Genomic DNA, 21031 nt, shown 5'->3' with positions numbered 1-21031 from the left:
GTGTCAGCGCAGTCGGCGACGGGCACGCAGTTGAAGACTCAGGTAGGCCGCCGCGGCGCCGATGAAGGCCAGCGCGACCACCGCCGCGGCCAGCAGCAGCGGGCTGCGCGACAGGTTCCACTGCAGCCACATCACCGGCGGCAGGCGACCGACATAGTAGGTGCCGCCGGCCAGCAGGCTGCTGACCTGGTTGCCGCGCACGAAGGCCGTGCTGCCCTGGATGTTGCGCACCAGGCTCGGGCTCATGAGCGCATTGAGCAGCGCCGGCTGCGAGGCCGCACCGGCCACCACCGCCACCACGCTGCGTTCTTTCTGCAGCGGCGACTCGAAGCCGGCCAGCACCGCATCGGAGCCGTCCTGGGCGACCGTCATCTGGGTCGTGGCGGGCAAGTCCTCGCGCTGGCGGGTGCCGGTGATGAGGTTGAGCGTGTCCTCGATCCAGCTGCCGAGCTTGAATTCACTGGCGTCCGTGCTGCGCCTGAGCGGCATCCGGTCGGCCCACTGCGTGAACAGCGGCTGGCTTTGCAGGCTGCCGATCACCAGCAGGTCCTTCTGGGCGAACTGCGAGACGTTCGCGGCCCGGCCGGCCGTGAGCCGGAGCGCCGGATAGCCGGTGGCGTTACCCAGGTGGCCCAGCAATGCCAGGTAGGTCTCGGTGTCGCTGGTCTCGGGCTGGTCGGGCAGCACCACGACGGTCTCGGCCAGGTCGGCCAGGCGCGAGAACGGAAAGCCGCTGTTGGCATAGGCCGCCAGCTCGGGCATCGCGATGTAGTGCGGGAAGCGCGAGACATCGATGGTCGAGGCCGGGTCGATGTTGCCGCGCACGTTGTTGACCAGCGGCTTGCAGTCGCCCGCCGGCGGCTCGAAGTAGTAGTGCATGCGCAGCTGGCTGCGCGAACTCAGCAGCAGCGGCGGCAGCAGGATGTCCTTGCTCTGCGAGATGGTGCCGTCGGGCAGCAGCTTGAGCGCCAGCGGGTTCCACCAGTGGTCGCCGGCGGGGTTGGCGGCGCGCAGCGGCAGCGAGGCGATGAAGCTGTTGTCCAGGCTCAGGTTGAGGGTCGACTGGTCGGCCCGCACGCGCGGCGTGTAGTTGAAGCGCAGGTCGAGCGGGATGCCGCGGCTGCGCCAGGTGAAGAGGTCGGGCGGCAGCTGCAAGTTGACCTTGACCACGTCGGGCGTATAGCCCGCGACCGAGAAATCGCTGGCGGGCGCGAGTTCGCCGAGCTTGACCGGGCGGTCGTCCGCGAGCCAGCGCGGCGCGTCGTAGGGGCGGCGCGGCGGCGGCTCCTGGAAATTGCCGAGGCTCGCCGTGGTGCCCGTGAAGGCCCGGCTGTTGACCGCCAGCGCCGCGGCGGCGGTGCGCAGCTCGGCCGGATTGCGGCCCATCACCAGCAGCAGCTTGTAGGTGGCATCGCGGGGGTGGTCGACCACCGCCAGCGTCGGGCCCTGGATGGCAGGCAGCGCGAGGCCGGCGATGGCGGTCTCGGGCGTGGCGAGCACCACCGCATGGCCCGCCGGCGGCAGTTCGCCGTTGCTGACCGGGAACACGGCGCCGCGGTAGCCCGCCAGCGCGCCGAACCACGACGACACGATGCCCGCCGCCTCCAGGGTCGGCGTGCCCACGGCATTGCCGAAGACGAAGGGGACGCTGGCGCGGCGCACGTCGCGCCGATCGAAGAAGGGCTGCGGCAGGGTCGCGAGATCGGCCGCCACCTTGAGCGGGATGAGGTTCAGGCGCAGCGTGCTCGAGGCATCGACCGTGGCCCACAGGCTGCTGTGGGTCGGGTCCTCGCATTCGCGCGTGTAGTGGCCGACCAGCTCGATGTTGATGCGGTTGAAATCGGTGATCAGGCGCCGGTCGATCGGGATCTCCGCGCTCTGCGGCTTGCCGGCCTCGCCCCGCACCACCGGCAGCGTGGTCACCAGCACGTCGTTGACGCTGACCTTGAGGTGCGAGAGCTCCGGGATCAGCGCCGGCGAGTAGGCGTAGTTGAGCTTGAGCGATGCGCTGGTCACCAGCTCGTCGGCCCGCACGCTGAACGGAATGCCCACCGTGCCGCTGGTGCCGCGCAGGTTGATCGCGTAGTCGATGCCGAGCTGCGTCAGGGTCAGATCGCGTGCCGTGCCCGTGGGTTGTGCCGGCTGTGCCGCCGCGGGCGGCGTTGCGGCCGCGCCCTTGCCCTGCGCCTGCGCTGCCGGGCCACCGGCCCAGGCCAGCAGCGCCAGCGCGATGGCGCCGGCTTGTTGTCGATGTCGGGCCGATGTCACGTAGGTTCCTTTGCGTTGACGGCGCGCGCTGCGGCCGGCGCCGGGCGCAGCTTGCGTCCGGCGGCGCGTGCGTAGTGGGCGAACATGTCGCGGAAGCCGACCAGGCTGATGCGCGCGATATGGCCGATCACCTTGTGGGCGGCGACGCGCGGATGGTTGCCCCAGCGCGCCGCCCAGATGTCGGCGCGGGCGGTGGTGCACTGGACCAGCGCACGCTCCTGGGCGAAGTCGAGCGGCGCGAACTGCAGCCCCATGCGCTTGCCGCGGTTGAAGCGCACCGTGGCCGGGAAGCGATGCTCGGTCTCGCCGCGGTACAGCGACACCTCCAGCGGCGCGGCGTTCGCGAGCGCGACCTCGGCCGGCAGCTCGATGCCCAGGCCGCCGCTCGAGAAGTCGGAGGTGTGGCAGCGCATCGAGTGGCCGTCGGCGAAGTGCAGCGTGGCCGGCACCTTGAGCGTGACGCGATGGGCGCCTCGCACCTGGCGCGATTCGTTGGCCGCCGCCACGCAGGCCCCGAGGATCATCAGGTTGTAGAAGGTCCAGGCCAGGTTGAGCCAGACCGTCGCGATGTTGTCCGCGTCGACCCAGGTCAGCCGCCACAGGCCGAAGCCGACGCCGATGAAGTTGAGCGCCAGCAGGAACAGGCTGGCCTTGGCGATCTGGGTGTCGAAGTACTGCTCCTGGATCAGGCCGCCCTTGGCCGTCACGTTGAAGCTGCCGAGCTTCGGATTGATCAGCGCCACCAAGGTCGGCCGGAAGATGTACCAGGCCAGCACGGCCTCGTAGACCTCGTTCCAGAACAGGTAGCGGAAGCGCCCCTGGATGCGGCTGTTGGTCAGGTTGGCATGGAAGATGTGCGGCAGCGCGTAGGCGAAGATCATCGGCGCCGAGGCGTGGATCACGCTGGCGCCGAACAGCAGGTAGGCCAGCGGCGCCGTCAGGTAGATCAGCCGCGGCAGGCCGTACAGGAAGTGCAGCATCGCGTTGATGTAGCAAAGTCGCTGCGGCCAGCTGAGGCCACGGCCGAACAGCGGGTTGTCGACGCGGAAGATCTGCGTCATGCCGCGGGCCCAGCGGATGCGCTGGCCGACGTGGCCGGACAGGCTCTCGGTCGCCAGCCCGGCGGCCTGCGGCAGCGCCAGGTAGGCCGTGTTGTAGCCCTTGCGATGGATCTTGAGTGCGGTGTGGGCGTCCTCGGTCACGGTCTCGACCGCGATGCCGCCGACCTCTTCGCAGATGGTGCGCCGGAGCACCGCGCAGGAGCCGCAGAAGAAGGTCGCGTTCCAGAGGTCGTTGCCGTCCTGGATCAGGCCGTAGAACAGCTCGCCCTCGTTGGGCACCGTGCCGAAGGTGTCGAGGTTCTTCTCGAACGGATCGGCCGAGAAGAAGTAGTGCGGCGTCTGCACCATGCCGAGCTTCGGGTCGCGCCCGAACCAGCCCATCGCGATCTGCAGGAAGGAGCGCGTCGGCGTGTGGTCGCAGTCGAAGATCGCGATGAATTCGCCGCTGGTGTTCTTGAGCGCCGCGTTGATGTTGCCGGCCTTGGCGTGGCGGTTGTTGTCGCGCGTGACATGGTGCACGCCCACGCCTTCGCAGAAGACTCGGAACTCTTCGCGGCGGCCGTCGTCCAGCACATAGATGTTGATCTTCTCGGGCGGCCAGTCGATCGACTGGGCCGCCAGCACGGTCGGCCGCACCACCGACAGCGGCTCGTTGTAGGTCGGGATGAAGACGTCGACCGTGGGCCACAGGCTGGTGTCCTCGGGCAGCGGGTGCGGCTTGCGCTCGAGCGGCCAGGCGGTCTGGATGTAGCCGAGCAGCAGCACCACGAAGGCGTAGATCTCGGCGCCCAGCAGGCCGGTGCCCAGCACCAGATCCAGCAGGTTGTCCATGTACATGGTCTCGGTGATCCGCCAGTACATGTAGCGCGAGGAGACGATCACCGACAGGAAGATCATCGCCAGGGTCGGGATCCGGCCCGGGAAGCGGTTCAGCACCAGCGCGGCGATGAAGATCGCGATCGACAGCGTCAGCTGCTGGTGCAGCGTCAGCGGCGTGATGACCAGCATCGGCAGCACGACCAGCGTGATCGCCCAGGCGACCAGGCGAGGCACCCGATGGCTCGGGGGAGGCGGGGCCTCGCGGTGCGGGGCGGTGGAGGTGCTCATGGGCGGCGGTTCTCTGCGAGGGGCGCCGGCGGCGCGAGGCGTCTGAGGATCTGGCGGGCGCACTGGGCGAAGTCTTCGGCGGCCTCGCTGAAGGGGGCGTAGCGGCGCACGTCGACCGCCGAGGCCAGCGCCTCGCACACGGCCTGGTCCTGGTGGACCACGCCGAGCAGGCGGTCGCCGAGTTCGTGGCGCAGTGCCTGCAGCACGTCGCGGTTGAGGCGCTTGCCGGCATCGACCTGGTTGACCAGATAGAGGTCGGCGACGAAATCGGCGCGCCCGCGGCAGTACTTGTCGATCATCCGGTCGACCAGCGGCAGGGTGGCGAAGGAACCGGCATCGGGCAGCACGGTGACCACGCAGAGCTGGGCCACGCGCAGCGCCTGCTGCAGGTAGACCGAGGGGCCGGGCGGCGTGTCGAGCAGCACCAGGGTGTCGGGCGGCAGCTGGAAGCGCGCCAGGGTTTCCGCCAGCCAGCCCGGATGGTCTGCCAGGTGGCGTTCGAGGTCGATCTGGTGCTCGTCATCGATCGCCCCGAAGGGCAGCAGCACCACGCCGCGCCGGCCCGGCTGCATCGCCTGGGTCCAGTTGGCGCGGCCGGCCAGCACGCCGGCCAGGCCGGTTTCGCAGGCTTCGCGATCGAGCGCCAGGTGGAAGCGCAGGGCGTTCTGGGGGTCGAGGTCGACGGCCAGCACGGCGTGGCCGGATTCCGCGAGCGTGGTGCCGAGATTGGCGGCCACGGTGGTCTTGCCGACCCCGCCCTTGGCGCCGATGACAGCGATCACGGGCATCGTCAGGACGGCTTGCGCCATCGGGACATCAGACCGTGGCTGCCTGTGGGCGTGGAGGGGGGCTGGCCGGCCAGCCGGGCGAAAAGGAGGTCGAGCTCGCGTGGCGCTGCGAAGGCGGAGGCCGGGGCTGCAACGGCCGGCGGCGCGGCGGGCTCGGCGTGCCGGGGTGCGGGGATCGACGGCGCCGGGGCTGGGGCCGGAACTGGAGCCGGGGCCGTGGGCTGCGGGGTCGCGGCGACCGGCGCGGGTGCCGGTTCGGCCGCCTGCGTCGGCGTGCCCGCACCCGGGATCAAGGTCCAGGCTGCCGGCGGCTGTCCGGCCACCGGCGCCGGCTCGAATTCCCGGTATCCCTTGACGTCGCCGCCGAACTTGCGGAACAGCCCCGCCACGTCCTCGGCTTCGCGGTCGTCTTCACTCATGCGTCGACCCCTTCTGCCGGGCGGCTCATTGCGGGGCCCTTTCGAGGCGCAACACCACCTGGGGCAAGCCGTCGGCGCCGCTGCTGTCGGCGCGCACCTTCAGATCCGCCGGCGTGCCCTGTGCCGCGAACCAGGTCTGGTAGGCGCCCTCGAAGAAGCCGCCTGCCCAGTCGGTCGCATCGGGTCCGAAGGCCATCGCGAGCGGGCTGCAGGCATGCACGATGCCCAGGTGGTCGGACTGCTCCTGCAAGGTGGCGAAGCCCCAGTCGATGGACTTCCATCGGCTGTTGAATCCGGCGCGGAGCTGCTCGACCGTGTCGCAGCGCTCGATCGGAAGCGCCACGGCAACGCGCTCGCCGATTCGGCGGAACAGTTGGCGGATCTCTTCAGGCGGAAGGCCGGCGCTCAGTTCGGCGGCGAAAGCTCTGTTGAATTCCAGCCACTGGACAGAGCAAGTACTGCGTTCGTAGTAACTAAGAATGTCTTTGTCTGTCATGGGCAACAGCTTTCGATTGTCACGGCGGGCCCGCGGATTGACAACAAAGCGAAGCCCGGTTGTCGCGTGGATGCGATTTCGCGATCAGTCTCCGACGATGCAGTTCCGGCCATTGCACTTGGCCTGGTACAGCCGGGCATCGGCGGCCGCGATCAGCAGGTCGGACGAAGCATCGGGGGGCGCCGCCATCGTGGCCGCGCCGATGCTGACCGTGACGCTGGTCGCCGTCGGCGCGGCATGGGGCAGGGCCGTGCCTTCGACCTGCCGCCGGATCGCTTCGGCGATGCCGGACGCCTGCGCCACCGTCAGGCCGGGCATCACCATGGCGAATTCCTCGCCGCCGAAGCGGGCCGGCAGGCAGGACGGGTCGGGGCAGCACTCGCGAATCGCCTCCGCCACGCACTTGAGCGCGTCATCGCCGGCCAGGTGGCCGAAGCGGTCGTTGTAGGACTTGAAATGATCGACGTCGATCATTAAGAGCGACAGCGGCGAGCCCTGCTCCTGCGAAGTGGCCCAGGCGCGCGCGAGGTAATCGTTGAACGAGCGCCGGTTCGGCAGTCCGGTGAGCCCGTCGGAGTGGGTCAGGCGCTGCAGTTCGAGGTTGCTCAGCAGCAGCTTCTGCTGGCTCAGGCGCAGCGCCCGGTAGGCGTTGTCGCGCTCGACCAGCGCCATGAAGGCGCGCGAGTGGTAGCGGATGCGCGCGACCAGCTCGATCGGCTCGGGCAGCTTGACCAGGTAGTCGTTGGCGCCGATCGCGAAGGCCGACTTCTTCATCTCCGGCTCGTCGTTGGAGGACAGCACGATGATCGGGATGTTCCGGGTCTCGGGCATCGACCGGTAGGCCACGACGAGATCGAGCCCGTTGGCCTCGGGCATGACGAGGTCCTGCAGGATCACGGTGGGGTGCACCTGACGCGCCTGGGCCACCGCTTCGGTCGCCTGCGTGCACACATGCAGGGTGATCGCCGGATCGACCGCGAGCATCTTGCGCACCATCAGCGCGATCACGGGCTGGTCGTCCACCAGCAGCACCGTGACCGTCTCCTGGACGTCGGTCTCCGGGTCTTCCGGCGCCGTTTTCCCGGGCATACTCATCGGACGACGAACGCCATGGAGGTGCAGGTGGGCTTGGCGGTGATCAGCGGAAGTGCCATGGAGGCCTGGAACAATTGCAGCAAGACGCTCGGTCGCCCGGATGGCGATCGGCGTCATTATCAGGGCTCGCCACGATGTCCCGACGAAGGCGCCCCGGATGGCAGCAGATGAAATGACACACCCGGCACCCGATGCCGACCTGCAGGACGCGCTGTCGCGCCTCGAGGCCTCGAGCCAGCGCCAGCTCGAACTGGTTCGCCGGGTGGTCGCGCTCACCGCCGAGCGCGACAAGCTGGCTGCCCGCGTGCGCCAGCAGGATGAAGAACTCGGCGCTTCGCACAAGGTCCTGGTGGCTGCCAAGCGCCACTTGATGGTGTCCGAGGCCGCCCGGGTGGCGCAATGGGAATGGGACATGACGGGCGGCAAGGTGCTGCTGGGCCGTCGCTGGGACCAGATGATCGGCGAGGTGGTCGAGGACCGCCGCTGGGAGCTGGGCGCCCTGGAAGCGCGGGTGCATCCCGATGATCTGCCGACGGTGCGGCAGGCCCTGAAGGACGCGCTCAGCGGCAAGTCCGACCGCTACATCGCCGAGCACCGCGTCTCGACCGCCCACGGCTGGATCTGGATCGAGAGCATCGGCATGGTCACCGAGCGCGATGCCGAGGGCAAGCCGCTGCGGCTCACGGGCTTCAATTCCGACGTCACGGCCCGGCGCACCATGCATGCGGAGATCGAGCAGGCGCGTGCGCAGGCCGAGGCCAGCAACCGCGCCAAGAGCGAATTCCTCGCCAACATGAGCCACGAGGTCCGCACGCCGCTCAATGCCGTGATGGGCCTGACGAGGCTGCTGCACCAGTCGCCGCTCAACGAGGAGCAGCGCCAGCACCTGGAGCTGATCGACACCGCCGCCACCTCGCTGTTGGCCCTGCTCAACGACGTGCTCGACCTGTCCAAGATCGAGGCCGGCAAGCTGGTGTTCGAGCAGGTCCGCTTCGATGTCGGCCGCTGGGTCCGCGAGGCCGTGGCGCTGCATCGGCCGGCGGCGGCGAAGAAGGGCCTGAAGGTCGAGGTCGAGATCGCCGACGGCGTGCCCTGGAAGGTGGCCGGAGACCCGGGGCGGCTGCGCCAGGTGATCTCCAACCTGGTCTCCAACGCCGTGAAGTTCACCGACTTCGGCCGCATCTCGGTGACCGCGCGCATGGCCCCGAACCAGAGCGAACTGCGGCGGGACCAGTTGCGCCTGCTGTTCACGGTGCGCGACACCGGCATCGGCGTCCCGGAGGACAAGCAGGCCCACATCTTCGAGGCCTTCACCCAGGCCGATGCATCGATCACGCGGCGCTATGGCGGCACCGGCCTGGGCCTGGCCATCTGCGCGCGGCTGGTGTCGATGATGGGCGGCGCGCTGCACCTGCTGAGCCGGCCGGGCGAGGGCAGCACCTTCCGCTTCACCGCGGTGTTCGAGCAGGCCGCCGACGAGATGAGCGTGCTGACCGAACCGGCCCCGCTCGAAGCCGTGACGCTGCAGGGCCTGCACGTGCTGGTGGCCGAGGACCACGCGGTCAACGAACTGCTGATGCGCAAGCTGCTGACCCAGATGGGCTGCACCTTCCATGTGGCGCGCAACGGCGAAGAGGCGCTGCGCTGCTGGACCGGCGAGCGCTTCGATCTGGTGCTGATGGACGTGCAGATGCCGGTGCTGAGCGGTCTCGATGCGGTGGCGCGGATGCGCGCGCTCGAGGCGGCGGAGCCGGGCCGCGGCCATACGCCGGTGGTGGCGCTGACCGCCCACGCGATGGCCGGCGATCGCGAGCGCTGCCTAGCGGCCGGCATGGACTCCTACGTGTCCAAGCCGGTGTCGCCGGCGCTGCTGGCGCAGGCGATCCAGGAGGCGCGGGCCGCGCGCCGGGCGCCGGACAGCGGCTGGGAGCCCGCCGGGCCGGACGATGTGGACGACCTGTTCGGGGCCGTGATGGAGTCGACGCCGGTCGACATGCGGCAACTGGTGCGGACCCTGGGCGGCGACCTGGAGATGGTGCGCGAGATTGCCGTCGCCATGCGCAGCGACATGGAAGTGCGCCGCCTGGCGATCGAGAAGGCGCTGGCCGAGCGCGATGCCTCAGCCGGCAAGGAACAAGTCCACGCGCTGAAGGGCGCGCTGGCCAGCATTTGCGCCCAGCCGGCGGCGCAGCTGGCCAAGAAGCTCGAGAGCGCCTGGCGCGAGGGTGGCGACTGGGAGACGGTGCAGGTTGCCGCCGACCTGCTGGCGCGCGAGGTGGCGCGCGTCGACGCCGCGCTGGCGCAGGTGGCCGAAGGCTGAGTCGGGGCGTGGTCTCAGTCAGTTGAGCAAAGAGCACAAACTGCTGCGCAGTTTCTTGGTCTGTCCCGCAAGTCTGATCAGTTGAGGACAGAGCAAAAACTGCTGAGCAGTTTCTTGGTCTGTCCCGCAAGGTCTCAGTACTTGATCGTCACGCCGGCCTTCACGCCCTTCTTTTCCTTGCCGTCCGAGAAGACGCCAGCCGAGTAGGAGAGGTCGCCGGCGGTGCTGCCGCCCAGCGAGTAGGTCGGGCGCGGTCCGGTGGTCTCGACGCCCATGTATTTGCTGCTGCCGTCCGGGCGTTCCACGCCGACCGTGGCGCCATTCGAGTCCATCGACTTCTCGGTCGGGGACAGGTTCGGATTGACGTAGACCGTCCCGCCGTCGTCGCTCTTCAGCGGCAGCTTGGGAGACTCGGCGAAGGCGGGGGCGCAGCAGAGGGCGAGGCCCAGCAGCGCGGCAGCGGATTTGCTCATCCGGCACAGGGTAGCCGCGCGTCGATTCGGCCGCGTAGGCGGCCAGCCCCTCGGGGTCGAGGGCTTGTCCGACACAGGCGCAAAAACGCCCGCCGAAGCGGGCGAAGGACCTGGGGGTCCGGAGGAAAGCACGTATTTTTCAAGCCCAGGCTGAACAGCGCATGAACGCGCCGCCGGATTCAACGCGGTCCCGCGTGCTCGGCCTTGCGCCAGGACCAGGGCGCCAGCGGTTGCGGATCGCGCCAGAGACCGGCCCGTCTCGACTTCGCCTCGAACTCGGCGAATTCGTAGCGCCCCCGCTCCTCGGGCGATTGCTCGCCGGCGTAGCTGCGATACCACCAGGCCATCCCGACGGTCAGCATGGCCAGGCCGGCATCGAGGGTCTGGGGACCGCCGGGCGCCGATGCCGGCGCCACCATCACCTTGCAGACGCGGCGTGCATACCTGTCGATGTTCAGGCAGTCGAGCCTGGCCGGCTTGCCGAACACCATGCCGGACAGGACCTGCTTGGCGCGCATGCCGTAGGCCTGGCGCTTCTCGGGCGCGTCGATGCCGTGCAGGCGCACGCGGATCTGTTCGTGGGCGCCGCGATCGCCGCAGCGGGCGGTGACCGTGTCGCCGTCGATGACGCCGACGATCACGCAGTTGTCGGGGGATTGCGCGGCGTGCGAGAGGATCGGGAACAGAAGACAGAAAAGGGCGAAGAGGAACTGCATGCGCGCCGAGATTGGATGAGGCGCCGATCTTAGAACCTGCTCGCGATCTCCCTGGGGTCGCGTTGGGGCGCAATCGGGATGAGTTCGAAGTGACGTTGCGCCGCATGGGCTCATGCCCATGCAAGCAGCGGCACGCAGAAATCGCCCGATTTCGCCCCAACCCGAAGGGCAGGCGTCTTTTCGGGCGGTCTGCGGCGTTGCAGCGCTTGCCCATAGCCATGCTATGGGCGGCGCACTGCGCCTTGCATCCCCTCCCGAAAAGACGCCTGCGCGACCCCAGGGAGATCGCGAGCAGGTTCTCAGCCATTGGGGTGTCCGCGAATAGCCGCCCGAGGCGGCAGCCGGCAGACTGGCTCCCCATGCTTGGCAGTGAAGAACCCAACGAAGCGGCGCAGCCGGGCTATGTCGAGTTGCCGCTCGAATCCCTGGACAGCGCGCGCATCGAGGCTGCGTGGCGCTACGAGCCTGTGGCAGCGGGCACCCAACGCGTGCTGCCGGACGGCAGGATGGATCTTCTTGCGCATTGCGCGGCGCAGCCTGATGGCAAGGTCGACGCGGTGCGCCTGGTCATCGCAGGTCCGGCCGACCGGCCTTCGCTGGTGCCCGTCCGGCCCGGCACCATCCTGCTCGGCGTGCGCTTCCAGATCGGCTGGGGCGGCGCAGTCCTCGGCGTCGATCCGATGGCGCTGTGCAATCGCACGCTCGTGGGAAGCCGCGTCGAACTGCTGCTGGCGCCCTTGGCGCAGCGGGTCACGCGCGCGAGCAGCCTGGACGAGGCCCTGGCCGCATTGAGGACGGTCGCCAGCGCACTGGCGGCGAGAACGCGCGTCACCGAAGCGCATCGCCGGGCGCTCGGCGCCATCGAGCGCATGAAGGCGCTGGCGCAAACGGGTGCGGCACCGCAAGCCCGGGCCGAATGGTCGTCCCGGACATTGCGCCGCGACGTGGCGGCCGCCGCCGGACTTCCGCTGCGGACCTTGGCGGGCATCCTCCGATTCCAGCGGGCCATGGCCCTGCTGGACGGCGGCGCCGCGTCGCTGAGCGAGCTTGCCGTCGCTGCCGGCTATGCCGACCAGGCGCACATGACGCGGGCGTTTCGCAGGTTCGGCGGCTTCACGCCAGCGCTGCCGGAGCCGGTGCCCCTGGTTCGCCTGGCGCCGGCGTCGCGCTGAGGCTGGCCGAAACGTTCAAGACCTGCGAGGACGGCAGCCGCAGACTCGCGCATTTTCGCCAGTCGCCATGCATACCCAGCCATTGTTCGAACTCGAAGACCCGAAGGAGATCGAGCGCCTCGTGCGCGCCTACCCGCTGGCGACCCTGATCGCGTCGACGTCAGGAGGACTGGAGGCGAACCTGCTTCCGCTGGAATGGAGCGACGACGGCGAGCGCGTCCGACTCAGGGGCCACGTGGCGCGTGCGCATTCGATGTCCCAGGGCTGCGCGGACGGCTGCCGGGTGCTCGCCGTCTTCCAGAGCCCGAATGCGTACATCTCGCCGCGCTGGTACGTGAACGGCCAGCGCAGCGGGCGGCTGGCGCCGAGCTGGAACTATGCCGCGGTGGAAGCCAGGGGCTGCATCCGGTTCATCGAAGACAGCCAATGGCTGCTGCGCCACCTGAGGGCGCTCACGGCTTTTCAGGAGGCGCAGCGCGAGGCGCCCTGGTCATTGGAGGACGCATCGCCATCGTTCGTCGAGGAGGCAGCCAGGCGACTGGTCGGATTCGAGATCGACGTCGAGCAGTTGGCTGGCAAGCGCTTCCTGTCGCAGCAGCGAACGCAAGCCGATCGGCACAGCCTGATCCGCCATCTGTCGCTGGAGCGCGCGGGGTCGGCGCGCGAGCTTGCATCGCTGATCGTTCCCTGATCTCCCGCGCTGGGCGTGGAGGCTCAATGGCGCGACATGGATGGGGGCTGACCCAGGTCGATGCGCAGATACTTGCGGACCTTCTCCACCGAGTGGCCCACGGCCGCGACCGCGCTCCTCAGGTCCTTCTCGCTGACGCCGAGGGACTCGGTCCAACTTCGCACCTCGTGCGGCTCGCGCAGGGAAATCAGCTTGCGGTCGTGGGCGGTTTTCTTGGAGTCGTCTGCCATCGGTGCCTCCTGCAGGGGGACACGCGGCTCCTCGTGGGCCGGCGCATCGCGCATGCTCGTTGCGCGGTCTGCGGCTTCACGTGAGACTTTGTCCGACATCGTTGACAGACTAGGCCTCGTCTGCGCCTGCGCGCTGGCAACTGGCGACCGGAAAAGAAAATGCCCCGCTACCTTTGGGGTAGCGGGGCATCCAGTGGCCTTGCGGCTTGATCTGGCTCCTCGACCTGGGCTCGAACCAGGGACCTACGGATTAACAGTCCGGCGCTCTACCAACTGAGCTATCGAGGAACAAGCCTTAAATTATATATCGAGTGAACGGGCCGAATCCCCGGGCACGCATGCGACTCGCCACAAAAGTCAGGCCGCCGAAGCAAAAAAAACGCGCCGACAAGGGCGCGTTGTGTAGAGGCACTCGAAGCTCGCCGTGGCGGCTGAATGCGGAGCCGAAGCTCTTGTTGCTTTGCCGCGGCGAACAGGTTCGCTGCGGCTTGATTCTGGCTCCTCGACCTGGGCTCGAACCAGGGACCTACGGATTAACAGTCCGGCGCTCTACCAACTGAGCTATCGAGGAACAAGCCTTAAATTATAGCGTGGTTTTTGGCCCTCTTCGGACGGCGCCGGACATTCCTGCGCCGCCGCGCAGCGATGCCTCAGGCGGCGCGCTTGCAGATCGCCATCAGCCGCCTTGCCGCCTCCTCGGGCTGCGGGTCGGCCACCAGCGCGCGCACTACGGCCACCGAGCCGACGCCCGTGGCCAGCACCTCGGGCATGCGCTCTTCATCGACGCCGCCGATGCCGACCTGCGGATAGCCGCACATGAGCCGCGCATACGCAGCCAGGCGCGCCACGCCTTGGGGCGCGGTCGCCATCCGCTTGAGCGTGGTCGGGTAGACCGCGCCCATCGCGATGTAGCTCGGGCTTGCAAGATCGGCGCGAAGCATTTCCGCGTAGCCGTGGGTGCTGACGCCGAGGCGAATGCCGGAGTCGCGGATCGTCCGCAATTCTTCGGGAGCCAGCGCGTCGAGGTCTTCCTGGCCCAGATGCAGGCCGTAGGCCCGCGCGGCGATGGCGTTCTTCCAGTGGTCGTTGATGAAGAGCAGGGCGCCCGTGCCGCGTACCGCCTCGACAGCCGCCCGCACCTCGCGCTCGATGGCGCCGGCATCGTCCGACTTGAAGCGCAGTTGCACCGTCGGCACGCCCGCGCGCGCCATGCGGCCGACCCATTGGGCATCGGGCAGCACCGCATACAGGCCCAGCTTCTCGGGGCAGGGCGGAAATGCGTCGTCGCGGTGCATCGGCGGAAAGGAGCGCAGGCCGAAATCGGCCGGGGTGTCGGGCCAGGCGTCGGCATCGAAGCGGCCGTTGCGCTCGCTCTGTGCCCGCCATGCGCGGGCCAGGCATTCGGCATCGATGTCGATGAAGCCCAGCGTGCCGCAGGCCTGCTTCGCGCCGCGGTAGATCGGGTCGTCGGAGCTGAACGAATCCGCGGCGGGGCTCGTCGCGCCGAAGCGCGCAGCGTGGGCCGCCACGATGGCCCGTGCGATGGTGGAGGCGTCGGTCATGGCGTTCATGGTGGTCATTGGGATGCTGCGTGATGCCAGAAGGGCGTGCCCAGCACCGGCGTGCTCGGCTGGGCCGAATCCTGTGCCGCCATCGCGCCCGCATGGTGCGCGCTGCGGCCGGCCTGGACCGCATCGGCAAAGGCGCCGGCCATCGCGACCGGGTCCTGCGCCAGCGCCACCGCGGTGTTCAGCAGCACGCCGTCGTAGCCCCATTCCATCACCTGGCAGGCATGCGACGGCAGGCCGAGGCCGGCATCCACCAGCAGCGGTACCGACAGCCGCTCGCGCAGGACTTGCAGCGCATAGGGATTGACCGGCCCGCGACCGGTGCCGATCGGCGCCGCCCAGGGCATCACGGCCTGGCAGCCGACGTCGACCAGCCGCTGGCACAGCACGAGATCCTCGGTGCAGTAGGGCAGCACCTGGAAGCCGTCGCGGATCAGCTGCGATGCCGCATCGACCAGGTTCAGCGTGTCGGGCTGCAGCGTGTAGTCGTCGCCGATCAGCTCGAGCTTGATCCAGGGCGTGTCGAACAGCTCGCGCGCCATCTGCGCCGTGGCGACCGCCTCCTGCACGCTGTGGCAGCCGGCCGTGTTGGGCAGCACCGGCACGCCGAGCCGGCGCAGCAGGTCCCAGAAGCCGTTGTCGCTGCCGGTGCCGCCCGGCGTCGCGGTCTGGCGGCGCAGCGAGGCCGTCAGCATCGCCGGCCGGGCGCGCCGCACCGCGGCTTCGAGCACGTCGGGGGACGGGTAGCGCGCGGTGCCGAGCAAGAGGCGGCTCTCGAAGCGCTGGCCGTAGAGGACGAGCGGGTCGTTGTCGGGCAGGGAGTTCATGGCTTTCCTTCAGCCGCCCGTCACGGGGCGGATCACTTCGATGCGGTCGTCGTCCTGCAGCAGGTGCGAGCCGTAGCTGGAGCGCGGCACGAACTGGCGATTGACCGCGACCGCGAACGGCGGCTTGGCATCGACGAGCACGAGCGCATCCGCGAGCTTCGCGCCGGGCGGCAGCGTGTGGGGGATGTCGTTGATCAGCAGGTTCATGGATTCGGTGCCAGGCCGAAGCGCGCCGCGAGCGCGGAGCGGCCGGTGGCGAGCAGTTCCATCGCCACGTCGAGGATCGCCGGCGCGATCATGAAGCCGTGGCGGTAGAGGCCGTTGATCTGCATCACGTGCGGACGCAGTTGACGCAGGGCCGGCAGATTGTCGGGCAGGGTCGGGCGGCACTGGGTCGCGATCTCGACGATGCGTGCTTCCGCGAAGCCGCTGTGCACCGCGTAGGCCGCGCTCAGCAGCTCGAGGGTCGAGCGCACGCTGGCCGGCGACATGTCGTCCGACTCGATTTCGGTGGCGCCGATCACGAACAGATGGTCGGGCTTGGGCGCGATGTAGATCGGATAGCGCGGATGCACCAGGCGGGTCGGCCGCTGCAGCGTCACCTCGGGCGCGTGCACGCGGATGACTTCGCCGCGCACGCCGCGCAGCGCGTTCCACTGGGGTTTGGCGCCGAGGCCCCGGCAGTCGATCACGCGCTCGGGCTGGCCCGGCTCACCGGGTGCGAAGTCGTCGGTGCTGCGCGGCGCGTGCCAGTGCAGGCGGACCTTCGGCTGCGCCTGCAGCGTGTCGCGCAGCGCCGCGAGCAGGGCCCGGTTGTCGAGCTGGCCTTCGTCGGGCAGCAGCAGCGCCTGTGCGAAGCGCCGTCCCAGCGAGGGTTCGAGGGCCTCGATGCCGGCAACGTCGAGCACCTGCATCGCGGGCAGCTCGGGCACGGCCTCGCCGGTGCGCGCCAGCACGCGCCGCAGCCGGGCCGCTTCGGCGGCATCCTGGCGGTGCCACAGCACCAGCGTGCCCTCGCGCTGGAAGAACACCGGCGCGGCCAGCGAGGCGATCAGCGCCGGCCAGCGGTCGAGCGCGTGATGGCCCATGCGGACCACCGATGCCGGCGCCACGGCCGATTCGGCCAGTGGCGCGAGCATCGCGGCCGCGACGCGCGCGGCGGCGCCCTCGGCCTCCGGGCCGCCGGCTTCGTACACGTCGACCTCGCAGCCGGCCCGTGCCAGCGCGAGTGCCAGCAGGCGGCCCATGAGCCCGGCGCCGAGCACGGCGGCGGAGCGGAAAGGAAGTTCGGTCGGCAGGCTCATCGCGGGTTCAGATGGGGCCAGGGTGCGCGTGGCTGATAATTTTGAGCATGACCACTGCATTTTCCCGCTACGCACGCGTGCTCTCGATCGCCGGCTCCGACAGCGGCGGCGGCGCCGGCATCCAGGCCGACCTCAAGACCTTCTCGGCGCTGGGCTGCTACGGGATGACGGCGATCACCGCGCTGACGGCGCAGAACACGCTCGGCGTCTCGGGCATCCACGGCGTGCCGCCGGCCTTCCTGAAGGCGCAGATCCAAGCCGTGGTCGAGGACATCGGCGTCGATGCGGTCAAGCTCGGCATGCTGCATGCGCCCGAGATCGTCGAGGTGGTGGCCTGGGCCATCGACCACTACAAGCTGCCGAACGTCGTGCTCGACCCGGTCATGGTCGCCACCAGCGGCGACCGGCTGATCGCGCAGGAAACCGTGGCGGTGCTGGTGCGCGAGCTGTTCCCGCGGTCGGTGGTCGTCACGCCCAACCTGGACGAGGCGGCGTTGCTCATCGGCCATGGCATCGCCGGCGTCGAGGCGCTCGACGACGCGGCCTCCGAACTGCTTGCGCTCGGCGCCCGGGCGGTGCTGCTGAAGGGCGGACACCTGCCCGGCGAGGACGTGGTCGACCTGCTGGCCGAAGCGGATGGCGAGAGGCTGCGCCTGTCGTCGACCCGCATCCGCAGCCGCAACCTGCACGGCACGGGCTGCACGCTGTCGTCGGCCATCGCGGCCCACCTCGCGCTGGGCTACGCGCTGCCCGAGGCGGTGGAGCGGGCCCGTGGCTACGTGGTCGCCGCCATGGCGGCCGGGGCGGACATCCAGATCGGTGCGGGCCACGGTCCGCTCAACCACGGCTTTGCGCCAGTGCCGAGCGTCCGTTTGCCGGCGCCGGGCGCGTGATCCAGGCCAGCACGAAGGTGGTGACCAGGGTCGGGAGCGCCGAGCCCAGATGCGGCGCCCAGGCTGCGCAGGCGTGGTAGATCGCGATGCCGCCGATCCAGAGGCCGGCAGCCACCAGGTCCACGCGGCGGGTGCCGACGGCCACCGGCGTGCTGCCGCTGCCGAGCCGCCCGAGGATGACGCCGTAGAGCGGCACGAAGACCGAACTCAGCAGCAGCAGGAAGGGCTCGAGCGAGTGCATCGGCAGCACCAGCGCGAAGGCGATGCAGACCGATGCCAGCAACAGTCCCCAGCGCCGCACGCTCCAGCGCGGCTGCAGGCTGTGGGCCGACACCGAGCCTGAATAGACGTCGCCGTAGGCGTTGTCGAGTTCGTCGATCAGGATCAGGCCGAGGGCGATCAGGCCGCCCTGCGCCAGCAGCAGGGCCGTGACCAGGTTGGTGCCGGGCTCGGCCACGCTCACCACCATCACGCCGAGCGCGTAGCACCAGATGTTGGCCAGCACGTAGCCGATCCAGGTGCCGCCGAAGGCACCGCCCAGCCCGCCCGTGCTGCGCTTGCCGTGGCGCGCATAGTCGGCCACCAGCGGCAGCCACGAGACCGGCATCGCGATCACGAGGTCGAGGGCGCTGAACATCCCCATCGAGCCGTCGCCCGGCCGGGCCCAGAAGGCGTCCAGCCCCTTGGCCTGGAGCCGGGTCGCGAACTGCCAGGTCAGCCAGGCCAGCGACAGCACCACCAGCGGCAGGCCGAAGCGGGTCACGAAGCGCCGCACCAGCTTGACCATCGAGCCGGCGAGCAGGGCCAGCAGCACGGCGCCCCACAGCAGCGTGGTGACGATGGTGCCGAGCGGGCCGCCGAGCGCCCCGCCGAAGGCCTGGCTGCCGATGGCCTGGGTGCCTTCGCGCATGATCACCAGTTCGAAGGTGGTCCAGCCGATCAGCTGGACGATGTTGAGCACCACCGGCAGGCGGGCGAAGGCGCTGCCGTAGGTCGCATTCATGAGGCCTGCGCTGGCCAGGCCGCTCTCGCAGCCGACGCGTGCGGTCCACGCCAGCAGGCCGGCGCCGATGCACGACCCCAGCACGATCGCCAGCATCGCGTCTCGGGTTCCGACCGCCGGCACCAGGTAGGCGCCGATCTGCATCACCAGCAGGCCGACGCCGAGGCTGAACCACAGCGCCATGTGGTCATGCCACTGGAAGACGCGTCCGGCTTCGGCCAGCGGTGTCAAGGCCTCGTTGGCGGGGGCCGATGCCGGTTCGTTCGTGGTGTGTGCCATCCATTTGCTCCATGCAAAGTGTTTGGCAGGTGGGCGAGGCCGGCAGTCGGACCGCCCCGCGAGAAAACGTGGCGGCCGCCGGACCAGCTTCCCTGCGCGAGGATTACCTCAGTCAGGTTCAAAGGGACTCTCTCAGCCAGCCTGCAACTGTGTTGCGGGCCGGCACCCCTAGCGTTGCTTCCGTCAGGCGAAGCAGGTCGGATTGTAGGGCCGGCGGCGGTCGGCCGGCAGGCGCGCCGTTTCAGGCGCCGAAGGAGCCGGCGGCCTGCGCCGTGCGTGCGTCGTCGCGGGCGATCAGCGGGACGATCAAGCGCCTGACGACGAACGCCAGGGCCTGGAACAGGGCAGCGATCACCAGCGCGAGCGCGAGGCCGGCTGCGATGTCGAGCGGGAAATGCACGCCCACGTAGACGCGGGCCCAGCCGGTGAGGAGCGCGACCGCGAACACCGCCCAGCCATAGTTTCTGAGGGCCGGGCGCAGGGCCATCACCAGCGCCACCGTGAACATCACCGATGCATGGGTGCTGGGCAGCGAGCCCCGGGCCCCGTGTTCGATGTAGCTGGGACTCATGCCGGATGCGAAGGGGCGCGGCATGTTGAGGGCATCGGCCAGCGCATGCGCAGCAACGGCAGCGACCGCCGCGGCGACCAGCGTCGCCATCGCATAGGCGCGCTGCGCCGGCCGGCGCCACGCGACCCAGCCGAGAAGGGCCAGGCAAAGCCAGGACGACCCTTCGGCCACCAGCGTCGCGAACCACAGGAGATGCGCGTGGGGTGCGTGGCCCGCCCCGATCCATTGAAAAAGGGCGTGGTTGACTGACTGCATGCGGTCGATCCTACGGCCCCCGGGTGTCACAAGCATGAACACCCCGTTCACATACGGTTCAGGGTTGAAAGCAATGCCTTCGTGGAGCGCCCAGGGTCAGGCGCCGGGTCCGTGGGCCACTCCGAGCAGCGCGTGCAGCCGGGTGCTGGTGGTCGTGTATTGCAGCGGGATCGACTTGCCCGGGAACACGACCGCGGCCGCCCCCCAGGCGGCCAGGGTGGCCTCGTGGAAGCCGCAGACGATCAGCTTCTTCTTGCCCGGGTAGGTGTTGATGTCGCCCACCGCGAAGATGCCGCGCTCGCGAGTCTCGTACTTCTCGGTGTCGACCGGCAACTGCTTGCGCTCGAGGGCGAGGCCCCAGTCGGCGATCGGCCCGAGGCGCGGCGAAATGCCCAGGCAGGCGATCAGGGCGTCGAAGGGCAGCGACACGGTCTGCGCATCGGGCGTGGCGACCTGGAGCTGCGTGTCGTCGAAGCCCGCGGGCTGGCCGACCCGCAGCCGGATCGTCCCGGCCGCGATGCGTTCGCGCACGGCGGCGATCGTCGCGTCCTCGGCCTGGAAGACATCGCGGCGATGCAGCAGCGTGACCGTTTTCGCGAGGGACGCCAGCGCCAGCGCGGCTTCCAGCGCGGCATCGTCGCCGCCATGGACGATCACCGACTGGCCGGCGAAGCGCTCGAGCGCGTCCGGGTGATAGAAGAGCCGGCTCCCCTCGAGTCGCTCGATGCCGTCGACGGCGATCCGCCGGGGCACGAAAGCGCCGACGCCGGCCGCGATGAAGACGGTCTTGCAGAGAAAGCTGCTGCCGCGCGAGGTGCCCAGCAGGAAACGGCCGTCGTCCTGGCGGTCCAGCGTGGCGACCTGCTCGGCGAAATGGAACTGCGGCTTGAACGGCGCGATCTGCTGCAGCAGAGAGTCGGCGAGGCCGCGGCCGGTCGTCACGGGCGTGCCGGGAATGTCGTAGATCGGCTTGTCGCCATAGAGCGCCACGCACTGGCCGCCGGCCCGGGGCAGGGCGTCGACGAGGTGGCAGGAGATTTCGAGCAGGCCGAGCTGGAAGGCCTGGAACAGGCCGACCGGGCCCGCGCCGATGATCAGCGCATCGGTTTCGATGAGGGCTGCCGTCGTGCTCAGCGCACCAACTCCCCGATCTTGTCGGTCTTGTCTTTCCAATCTTCGGCGTCGGGCAGCGCCGGCTTGCGCTTGGTGATGCTCTTCCAGCCGTCGGCCAGCGCCAGTTCGGCATTGAGCTTGATGAAGGCCAGCTGGTTCGCCGGCAGGTCTTCCTCGGCGTAGATCGCGTTGACCGGGCACTCGGGGATGCAGACCGCGCAGTCGATGCACTCGTCGGGATCGATCACCAGCATGTTCGGCCCTTCACGGAAGCAGTCGACCGGACAGACGTCGACGCAATCGGTGTATTTGCAGCGGATGCAGGATTCGGAGACGACGTGGGTCATGGTCTTTGGCTATCGGGAGGAAGGATCGGGAAAAC

The 21031-nt window shown here is 69.4% G+C and carries 21 protein-coding genes, 2 tRNA genes and 1 riboswitch; of the genes, 4 read left to right on the top strand and 19 right to left on the bottom strand.

Features of this window, described 5'->3' with window-relative positions; translation table 11 throughout:
- Positions 1-3: 3 nt before the first annotated feature.
- The 6 genes from bcsB to QTI45_RS21575 all read right to left on the bottom strand — a co-directional run bounded on the left by bcsB (position 4) and on the right by QTI45_RS21575 (position 7228).
- Positions 4-2268, bottom strand: coding sequence for a cellulose biosynthesis cyclic di-GMP-binding regulatory protein BcsB (bcsB, locus tag QTI45_RS21600; RefSeq protein WP_286655851.1), 2265 nt, complete (start codon positions 2266-2268; stop codon positions 4-6).
- Positions 2265-4436 carry a UDP-forming cellulose synthase catalytic subunit gene (gene bcsA, locus QTI45_RS21595; protein WP_286655850.1) on the bottom strand — a complete coding sequence of 724 codons (2172 nt, stop codon included), beginning with the start codon at positions 4434-4436 and terminating at the stop codon, positions 2265-2267. The genes bcsB and bcsA overlap by 4 nt, the downstream gene beginning before the upstream one ends.
- Positions 4433-5245, bottom strand: a complete 813-nt coding sequence (gene bcsQ, locus QTI45_RS21590; protein ID WP_286655849.1) for a cellulose biosynthesis protein BcsQ — start codon at positions 5243-5245, stop codon at positions 4433-4435. Before bcsQ ends, bcsA begins: the two co-directional genes overlap by 4 nt.
- Positions 5227-5643, bottom strand: a complete 417-nt coding sequence (locus QTI45_RS21585; RefSeq protein ID WP_286655848.1) for a hypothetical protein — start codon at positions 5641-5643, stop codon at positions 5227-5229. Before QTI45_RS21585 ends, bcsQ begins: the two co-directional genes overlap by 19 nt.
- A gap of 25 nt (positions 5644-5668) precedes the next feature.
- Positions 5669-6139, bottom strand: coding sequence for a cellulose biosynthesis protein BcsD (gene bcsD, locus QTI45_RS21580; protein ID WP_286655847.1), 471 nt, complete (start codon positions 6137-6139; stop codon positions 5669-5671).
- 84 nt (positions 6140-6223) lie between these two features.
- Positions 6224-7228, bottom strand: a complete 1005-nt coding sequence (locus tag QTI45_RS21575) for a diguanylate cyclase domain-containing protein (RefSeq protein WP_286368000.1) — start codon at positions 7226-7228, stop codon at positions 6224-6226.
- A 178-nt stretch (positions 7229-7406) separates the two neighbouring features.
- On the opposite strand from QTI45_RS21575, the gene QTI45_RS21570 reads away from it, so the two are divergent.
- The gene (locus QTI45_RS21570; protein WP_286655846.1) at positions 7407-9554 is read left to right on the top strand and encodes a PAS domain-containing hybrid sensor histidine kinase/response regulator; all 2148 of its coding nucleotides are present in this window, start codon (positions 7407-7409) and stop codon (positions 9552-9554) included.
- Positions 9555-9688: 134 nt separating this feature from the next.
- Here QTI45_RS21570 and QTI45_RS21565 read toward each other — a convergent pair whose 3' ends face one another.
- Positions 9689-10027 (bottom strand): hypothetical protein, encoded by a 339-nt coding sequence (locus tag QTI45_RS21565; RefSeq protein WP_286655845.1) that lies wholly within the window; start codon positions 10025-10027, stop codon positions 9689-9691.
- A gap of 179 nt (positions 10028-10206) precedes the next feature.
- Positions 10207-10743: a thermonuclease family protein gene (locus tag QTI45_RS21560; RefSeq protein ID WP_286655844.1), complete on the bottom strand. Its 537-nt coding sequence runs from the start codon at positions 10741-10743 to the stop codon at positions 10207-10209.
- A gap of 359 nt (positions 10744-11102) precedes the next feature.
- Here QTI45_RS21560 and QTI45_RS21555 point away from each other — a divergent pair, with 359 nt between their 5' ends.
- Positions 11103-11915: a helix-turn-helix domain-containing protein gene (locus tag QTI45_RS21555; protein ID WP_286655843.1), complete on the top strand. Its 813-nt coding sequence runs from the start codon at positions 11103-11105 to the stop codon at positions 11913-11915.
- Between the two features lie 67 nt (positions 11916-11982).
- The gene (locus QTI45_RS21550; RefSeq protein ID WP_286655842.1) at positions 11983-12606 is read left to right on the top strand and encodes an FMN-binding negative transcriptional regulator; all 624 of its coding nucleotides are present in this window, start codon (positions 11983-11985) and stop codon (positions 12604-12606) included.
- A gap of 23 nt (positions 12607-12629) precedes the next feature.
- Here the strand turns inward: QTI45_RS21550 and QTI45_RS21545 are convergent, their stop codons facing one another.
- From QTI45_RS21545 to QTI45_RS21515, 7 genes are all read right to left on the bottom strand, one after another.
- Complete coding sequence (locus QTI45_RS21545) at positions 12630-12836, bottom strand: DUF3606 domain-containing protein (RefSeq protein ID WP_286367994.1); 207 nt, start codon at positions 12834-12836, stop codon at positions 12630-12632.
- Between the two features lie 212 nt (positions 12837-13048).
- Positions 13049-13124 (bottom strand) — tRNA-Asn (locus QTI45_RS21540).
- Between the two features lie 207 nt (positions 13125-13331).
- Positions 13332-13407: transfer RNA gene (locus QTI45_RS21535), tRNA-Asn, on the bottom strand.
- Positions 13408-13486: 79 nt separating this feature from the next.
- The gene (locus QTI45_RS21530) at positions 13487-14407 is read right to left on the bottom strand and encodes a thiamine phosphate synthase (RefSeq protein ID WP_286655991.1); all 921 of its coding nucleotides are present in this window, start codon (positions 14405-14407) and stop codon (positions 13487-13489) included.
- A gap of 5 nt (positions 14408-14412) precedes the next feature.
- A complete protein-coding gene (locus QTI45_RS21525; protein WP_444813102.1) occupies positions 14413-15231 on the bottom strand; it encodes a thiazole synthase in 819 nt (272 codons plus the stop codon).
- A gap of 9 nt (positions 15232-15240) precedes the next feature.
- Positions 15241-15438 (bottom strand): sulfur carrier protein ThiS, encoded by a 198-nt coding sequence (thiS, locus tag QTI45_RS21520; protein WP_286367993.1) that lies wholly within the window; start codon positions 15436-15438, stop codon positions 15241-15243.
- Complete coding sequence (locus QTI45_RS21515) at positions 15435-16535, bottom strand: FAD-dependent oxidoreductase (RefSeq protein WP_286655841.1); 1101 nt, start codon at positions 16533-16535, stop codon at positions 15435-15437. The genes thiS and QTI45_RS21515 overlap by 4 nt, the downstream gene beginning before the upstream one ends.
- A gap of 47 nt (positions 16536-16582) precedes the next feature.
- On the opposite strand from QTI45_RS21515, the gene thiD reads away from it, so the two are divergent.
- Positions 16583-17428, top strand: coding sequence for a bifunctional hydroxymethylpyrimidine kinase/phosphomethylpyrimidine kinase (gene thiD, locus QTI45_RS21510; RefSeq protein ID WP_286655840.1), 846 nt, complete (start codon positions 16583-16585; stop codon positions 17426-17428).
- Here thiD and QTI45_RS21505 read toward each other — a convergent pair.
- The 4 genes from QTI45_RS21505 to fdxA form a co-directional block, all read right to left on the bottom strand.
- Positions 17373-18710 (bottom strand): purine-cytosine permease family protein, encoded by a 1338-nt coding sequence (locus QTI45_RS21505; protein ID WP_286655839.1) that lies wholly within the window; start codon positions 18708-18710, stop codon positions 17373-17375. The two genes, thiD and QTI45_RS21505, sit on opposite strands and share 56 nt — an antisense overlap.
- A gap of 72 nt (positions 18711-18782) precedes the next feature.
- Positions 18783-18890: riboswitch (TPP riboswitch) on the bottom strand.
- A gap of 61 nt (positions 18891-18951) precedes the next feature.
- The gene (locus QTI45_RS21500) at positions 18952-19536 is read right to left on the bottom strand and encodes a phosphatase PAP2 family protein (RefSeq protein WP_286655838.1); all 585 of its coding nucleotides are present in this window, start codon (positions 19534-19536) and stop codon (positions 18952-18954) included.
- 96 nt (positions 19537-19632) lie between these two features.
- A complete protein-coding gene (locus QTI45_RS21495; protein WP_286655837.1) occupies positions 19633-20709 on the bottom strand; it encodes an NAD(P)/FAD-dependent oxidoreductase in 1077 nt (358 codons plus the stop codon).
- Entirely contained in the window at positions 20667-20996 is a 330-nt protein-coding gene (fdxA, locus tag QTI45_RS21490; protein ID WP_286655836.1) for a ferredoxin FdxA, read from the bottom strand. The genes QTI45_RS21495 and fdxA overlap by 43 nt, the downstream gene beginning before the upstream one ends.
- Positions 20997-21031: the final 35 nt, after the last annotated feature.

The organism is Variovorax saccharolyticus (genome assembly GCF_030316765.1).
In the GTDB taxonomy this organism is placed as follows: Bacteria; Pseudomonadota; Gammaproteobacteria; order Burkholderiales; family Burkholderiaceae_C; genus Variovorax; species Variovorax saccharolyticus.
The sequence above is the reverse complement of the archived record's forward strand: the minus strand, read 5'-3'. Positions and strand labels throughout refer to the sequence as shown.

What these genes read in the sequence shown, in the direction of transcription:
- QTI45_RS21570 (WP_286655846.1), top strand. Translation starts at nt 7,407, where the DNA reads ATGACACACCCGGCACCCGATGCCGACCTGCAGGACGCGCTGTCGCGC.
- bcsA (WP_286655850.1), bottom strand. Translation starts at nt 4,436, where the DNA reads ATGAGCACCTCCACCGCCCCGCACCGCGAGGCCCCGCCTCCCCCGAGC.
- thiS (WP_286367993.1), bottom strand. Translation starts at nt 15,438, where the DNA reads ATGAACCTGCTGATCAACGACATCCCCCACACGCTGCCGCCCGGCGCG.
- thiD (WP_286655840.1), top strand. Translation starts at nt 16,583, where the DNA reads ATGACCACTGCATTTTCCCGCTACGCACGCGTGCTCTCGATCGCCGGC.
- fdxA (WP_286655836.1), bottom strand. Translation starts at nt 20,996, where the DNA reads ATGACCCACGTCGTCTCCGAATCCTGCATCCGCTGCAAATACACCGAT.
- QTI45_RS21585 (WP_286655848.1), bottom strand. Translation starts at nt 5,643, where the DNA reads ATGAGTGAAGACGACCGCGAAGCCGAGGACGTGGCGGGGCTGTTCCGC.
- QTI45_RS21555 (WP_286655843.1), top strand. Translation starts at nt 11,103, where the DNA reads ATGCTTGGCAGTGAAGAACCCAACGAAGCGGCGCAGCCGGGCTATGTC.
- QTI45_RS21575 (WP_286368000.1), bottom strand. Translation starts at nt 7,228, where the DNA reads ATGCCCGGGAAAACGGCGCCGGAAGACCCGGAGACCGACGTCCAGGAG.
- QTI45_RS21505 (WP_286655839.1), bottom strand. Translation starts at nt 18,710, where the DNA reads ATGGCACACACCACGAACGAACCGGCATCGGCCCCCGCCAACGAGGCC.
- QTI45_RS21560 (WP_286655844.1), bottom strand. Translation starts at nt 10,743, where the DNA reads ATGCAGTTCCTCTTCGCCCTTTTCTGTCTTCTGTTCCCGATCCTCTCG.
- QTI45_RS21530 (WP_286655991.1), bottom strand. Translation starts at nt 14,407, where the DNA reads ATGAACGCCATGACCGACGCCTCCACCATCGCACGGGCCATCGTGGCG.
- QTI45_RS21515 (WP_286655841.1), bottom strand. Translation starts at nt 16,535, where the DNA reads ATGAGCCTGCCGACCGAACTTCCTTTCCGCTCCGCCGCCGTGCTCGGC.
- QTI45_RS21565 (WP_286655845.1), bottom strand. Translation starts at nt 10,027, where the DNA reads ATGAGCAAATCCGCTGCCGCGCTGCTGGGCCTCGCCCTCTGCTGCGCC.
- QTI45_RS21525 (WP_444813102.1), bottom strand. Translation starts at nt 15,231, where the DNA reads ATGAACTCCCTGCCCGACAACGACCCGCTCGTCCTCTACGGCCAGCGC.
- bcsD (WP_286655847.1), bottom strand. Translation starts at nt 6,139, where the DNA reads ATGACAGACAAAGACATTCTTAGTTACTACGAACGCAGTACTTGCTCT.
- QTI45_RS21550 (WP_286655842.1), top strand. Translation starts at nt 11,983, where the DNA reads ATGCATACCCAGCCATTGTTCGAACTCGAAGACCCGAAGGAGATCGAG.
- bcsQ (WP_286655849.1), bottom strand. Translation starts at nt 5,245, where the DNA reads ATGGCGCAAGCCGTCCTGACGATGCCCGTGATCGCTGTCATCGGCGCC.
- QTI45_RS21500 (WP_286655838.1), bottom strand. Translation starts at nt 19,536, where the DNA reads ATGCAGTCAGTCAACCACGCCCTTTTTCAATGGATCGGGGCGGGCCAC.
- QTI45_RS21545 (WP_286367994.1), bottom strand. Translation starts at nt 12,836, where the DNA reads ATGGCAGACGACTCCAAGAAAACCGCCCACGACCGCAAGCTGATTTCC.